Annotated in this window: 2 protein-coding genes; both read left to right on the top strand. The window is 70.3% G+C overall.

The genetic code is table 11. The annotated features are described in order from the left end of the window. A partial coding sequence (locus AC1DS3_RS34675; RefSeq protein ID WP_477128960.1) for an amino acid adenylation domain-containing protein occupies positions 1-3,675 on the top strand: 3,675 nt, incomplete at its 5' end. Then, positions 3,676-5,403 (top strand): condensation domain-containing protein (locus AC1DS3_RS34670; RefSeq protein ID WP_477109721.1); only part of this gene is annotated, 1,728 nt, incomplete at its 3' end. It lies immediately after the preceding gene.

The following is a 5,403-nucleotide window of genomic DNA, read 5'->3' as shown; positions in this document are numbered from 1 at the left end:
TTCCCGGTGGCGCTCGACGGCAGCGGCGAGATCGGCACGGCCATCCGCACGGTCAAGGAGCAACTGCGCGCGGTGCCCGGCGAAGGCATCGGCTTCGGCCTGCTGCGCCGCTGGGGCACGCCGGCCCAGCAGTCGGCGCTGGCGGCGGTCCCGAAGCCCGAGGTGGTGTTCAACTACCTGGGCCAGTTCGATGCAAGCTTTGCCCAAGGTGCCGCATGGCGGCCGGCCGAAGAGGGGGCGCAGGCGGCGGGAGGCACCCAGGACCCCGCCGCTCCGCTGTCGCATCCGCTGTCGGTCAGCGGGCAAGTGCTTGGCGGCGAACTGCAATTGACGCTGGCGTTCAGCCAGAACCGGCATCGCACGGCCACCATCGAGCGCCTGGCCGGAGCGTTGCGGGCCGAACTGGAAGCCGTCGTACGCCACTGCACCTCCGGCGCCGTCGGCCTCACGCCTTCCGATTTTCCGCTGGCTGGCCTGACGCAGGCCCGGCTCGACGCACTATGCCTCGATGCCGCGCGCGTGCAGGACCTGTATCCGTTGTCCCCGATGCAGTCGGGCATGCTGTTCCATAGCGTCTTCGCCCCCGAAGGCAGCGCGTATACGAACCAGTTGCGTGTCGATATCGACGGTCTCGATCCGGCCCGCTTTGTCGCAGCATGGCAGGCCGTGCTGGCGCGCCACGACAGCCTGCGCTGCGGTTTCCTGCATCGCGGCGACCAGCCGCTGCAATGGGTGGCGAAGGACGTCGCCTTGCCCGTGATCGAGGCGGACTTCACGGGGCGCGCCGCCGAGGACGTGGATCGGCTGGCGGCCGAGCAGCTCGCACAGCGCTTCGACCTGCAACAGCCGCCGCTGATGCGCGTCGCGCTGYTGCGCACGGGGCCGGATCGCCATCATCTGGTCTGGACCGTCCATCATCTGCTGCTCGACGGCTGGAGCACCGCGCATTTGCTGGGCGAGGTGCTGCGCCACTACGCGGGCGAAGCGCTGCCGGCTGCCGGACATCGCTTTGCCGACTACATCGGCTGGCTGCAGTCGCGTGACCGGGATGCCAGCGAGACGTTCTGGAAGGCGCAACTGCAGTCGCTGGAAACGCCAACGCGCCTGCTGGATGCACTGCCAGCGGTCACGTCCGGGGATGGCCATACCGAGCAGCATCATCACCTCGACGCCGACGCAACGGCCGCGCTGGCCGCGTTTACCCGCGCGCAGAAGGTGACGTTCAACACGCTGGTGCAGGCGRCATGGCTGCTGGTGCTGCAACGCTGCACCGCGCAGCCCAGCGTGGCGTTTGGCGCCACCGTGTCCGGCCGCCCCGCCGATCTGCCGGCCGCCCAGCAGATGCTGGGGCTGTTCATCAACACGCTGCCGGTGGTGGCCACGCCCTCGCCGCGCCAGAGCGTGGGCGACTGGCTGCGTGAGGTCCAGGCGCTGAACCTTGCCACGCGCGAGCACGAACACGCGCCGCTCTATGACATCCAGCGCTGGGCCGGCCACGGCGGGCAGACGCTGTTCGATTCGATCGTGGTCTTCGAGAACTACCCGGTCGATGCCGCGCTGCACCGCGCGCCGGGCGGGCTGGCGTTCGCGAACATCACCAACCGCGCGGAAACCAATTACGCGCTGACGCTGGTGCTGGCCCAGACCGATACGCTGCGCCTGACCTGCCGCTTTGACCGCGCCCGTCTGGCGGAAGCCCAGGCCGAAACGCTGGCGCAGGCGCTGCTGGCCACGATGCGTGCCATGGCGGCCGATGCGGCGCAGCCACTGGGGCAGATCGGCCTGATCGACGCGACGCGTCTGCGGACGTCGCCTTCCTCGGCGTTCGTCGGCAGCTATCAGCCCGTCCATCGGCGCTTCGAGGCCCATGCCCTCGATACGCCCGACGCCACGGCGCTCGTCGCCGAYGGCCAGGCGCTGAGTTATGGCGAACTCAACCGGCGCGCCAACGCGCTGGCGCGGCAGTTGATCGCGCGCGGCGTGGGGCCGGATGTGCCCGTGGGCGTGCTGGCCGAGCGGTCCGTGGAAATGGTCGTCGCGCTGCTGGCGATCCTGAAGGCTGGCGGCGCCTATGTGCCATTCGATCCCGAGTATCCGACCGACCGCCTGGCCTATATGGTCGAGGACAGCCGCGTGGCGCTGTTGCTGACGCAGCGCCACGAGGCCCTGCTGGCCGCACCGGCCTCGGTGTCCATGCTGGACCTGACGCAGCCCGCGCTCTACATCGGCGACGCCGCAGGCACGACGCCGAACCCAGAGCGGACGCCACATCCGGCGCATCTGGCCTATGTGATCTACACCTCCGGCTCGACCGGGCGGCCCAAGGGCGTGGGGATTTCCCACAGCGCGCTGGCCCACTATCTCGATGGCGTGCTGGCGCAACTGGCATTGCCGCGCGGGCTGCGCATGGCGATGGTATCGACACCGGCGGCGGACCTCGGGCATACGGTGCTGTTTGGCGCGCTGGCCAGCGGCGCTGCGCTGCATCTGCCCGAACGCCGTTGCGTGTTCGATGCGGCTGCTTTCGCGCGCTATATGGCCGAGCACCGCATCGACGTGCTCAAGATCGTCCCGAGCCATCTGCGCGCGCTGCTGGACGGCGCGGCGGCGGCCGGCACGGCGCCGGCAGACGTGCTGCCGGCCCACACGCTGGTGCTCGGCGGCGAAGCCACCGACTCCGCGCTGCGCGCCCGCATTCATGAAGCGCGTCCCGCCTGCCGGCTGGTCAACCACTACGGGCCCACAGAAACCACCGTCGGCGTCCTCGTGCACGTGGCCGGCACGGCGCCGCAGCCCGGAACCGGCCTGCCGCTGGGGCAGCCGCTGGCCGGCACCGTGGCCCATGTGCTGGACGGCGCGCTGGCGCCATTGCCCGACGGCGTGGCCGGCGAGCTGTATCTGGGCGGACCGGCGCTGGCACGCGGCTACCTTGGCCGCGCCGCGCTGACGGCCGACCGCTTCGTTCCGGACCCGTTCTCGGCGCATGGTGGCCGTCTCTACCGCACAGGGGATCGTGTGCGGCGCCAGGCGGACGGCGTTTTCGAATACMTCGGCCGGATCGACGATCAGGTCAAGATCCGTGGCTTCCGCGTGGAACCCTGCGAAGTGGCGGCGCAACTGGCCGCGCTGCCGGGCGTCCGGCAAGCCGCCGTGGTGGCCGACGCGACGCCAACGGGCATGCAACTGGCCGGCTATGCCGTGCCGGAGGACGGCCGGCGAACCGATCCCGCCGAACTGCGGCGCGCGCTGGCCGCCGTGCTGCCCGGCAATATGGTGCCGGCCACGATCGTTTGGCTCGACGCGCTGCCACTGACCGCCAACGGCAAGCTGGATCGCCGCGCGCTGCCAAAGGCCGACGCCCCCGTTGCCGTTGCCGCAGAACCGCCGCAGGGCGATCTCGAAACGCGGCTGGCCGCGATCTGGCAGGACCTGCTCGGCGTGCCCACGGTGGGCCGCCACGACAACTTCTTCGCCCTGGGCGGCCATTCGCTGCTGGCCGTCCAGCTTCTGTCCCGCATTCAAGGCGAACTCGGCATCGATGCGCCGCTTGCGCTGCTGTTTGGCGCCGGCACGCTGGCCGAACTGGCTGCCGCGCTGCCCGCGCAGCATCGCCATGCCGACGAAGCCGCCCTGCTGGAGCTGGAGGCGTTTGCCAATACCCTGGAGTCAGTCTGAATGATCGAAGCCAATACCGCGGCCCGGCTGGCCGCGCGCTTTGCCACGCTGGCGCCGGCCCAGCGCCGTGCGTTCCTCGACAAGATGGCCGAGCAAGGCATGGCCTTCTCGCAATTGCCGATCCCCGCGCTGCCGCGCCCGGACGCGTCGGCGGACCACGGCGCGCCGTTGTCCTACGCGCAACAGCGCCAATGGTTCCTGCATCGTTTCGAGCCCGATAGCGCCGCGTACCACATCAGCAGCGGCGTGGAACTGCGCGGGGCGCTGGACGTGGACGCACTGGCGGCGGCCTTCGCAATGCTCGCACGCCGCCACGAAGCGCTGCGGACGAGCTTTGTCGCCGACGCGGCCGGCCATGCGCGGCAGCTTGTGCGCCCGGAAGTGGGGATCGCGTTGCCGGTGACGGACCTGTCGGCGAACCCGGACGCCGCCGACGTGCACGCGGCCGCCATCGCCGAAGCGCCGTTCGACCTGGGCGTTGCGCCGCTGCTGCGCGTGCATCTGCTGAAACTTGGGCACCAATCGCATCGGCTGGTACTGGTGATGCACCATATCGTCTCCGACGGCTGGTCGATGCAATTGCTAATCGACGAACTGGGGGCGGCCTACCGCGCGCGCGTTGCCGATCAGCCGCTGGCGCTGCCGGCGCCCCAGATCGGCTACACCGACTATGCGGCGTGGCAGCGCAACTGGTTGGAAGCTGGCGAGCGGGAACGGCAGCTGAACTGGTGGCGCGATGCGCTGGCCGGCGCGCCCACGGTACTCGCGCTGCCGACCGACCGCCCCCGCCCCGCCACGGCGGCCTATCTGGCGCAGCGCTGCGAGATCGACATCCCCGATGCGCTGGCGCAAGCCCTGCGCGAGCGCGCGCAGGCGCAAGGCGGCACGCTGTTCATGGCGCTGCTGGCGGGCTTTCACGCGCTGCTCTACCGCTACACCGGCCGCCGCGACATCTGCGTGGGCGTGCCTGTGGCGGGCCGTAACCGCATCGAGACCGAGCGGGTGGTGGGGCTCTTCGTCAACACGCAGATCGTGCGCGGCCAGATCGATGGCCGCCGGCCGCTTTCCGCGCTGCTTGGCGATATCCGCGAAGCGGTGCTGGGCGCGCAGGCGCATCAGGACCTGCCGTTCGAGCAACTGGTGGATGCGTTGCAGCCCGAGCGCAGCATGAGCTATCACCCGCTGTTTCAGGTGGTGCACAACCATCGGCGCGGTGACCGCGCGGGCCGGCTCTCGCTGCCCGGTCTGGAACTCGAAAGCGCGCCCGTGGGCGAGCGCGCGACAGCGCTGGAATTGACGCTCGATACGCGCGAGGACTCCGCGGGCCAGATTCACGCGTGCTTCCACTACGCTGCCGAACTGTTCGACGTGGCGACCGCACAGCGGCTGGCGCGCCACTATCTGCGACTGCTGCAGCAGCTTGCCGACGCGCCGGACTGCGCGCTGGATACGGTCGAATTGCTCGACGCCGCCGAGCGGGACAGCCTGCTTGCGCTGGGCCAGGGCGAAGTGCCCGCCGATGCCTGCATGCCGGTCCACGCGCAGATCGCCCGCCACGCGCTGGCGCAGCCGCAGGCCATTGCCGTGACCTGTGGCGAGCAGACGCTGCGTTATGGCGAACTGCTGGCGCGTGCCGATCGTCTGGCCGCCGTGCTTCATGCACGCGGCATCGGCGCCGAGGATCGTGTGGGCATCGCCCTGTCCCGCTCGCTCGACATCATCGTCACG

The organism is Cupriavidus sp. 01L46 (assembly GCF_056399905.1).
This window is presented reverse-complemented; position numbering and strand designations above follow the sequence as displayed.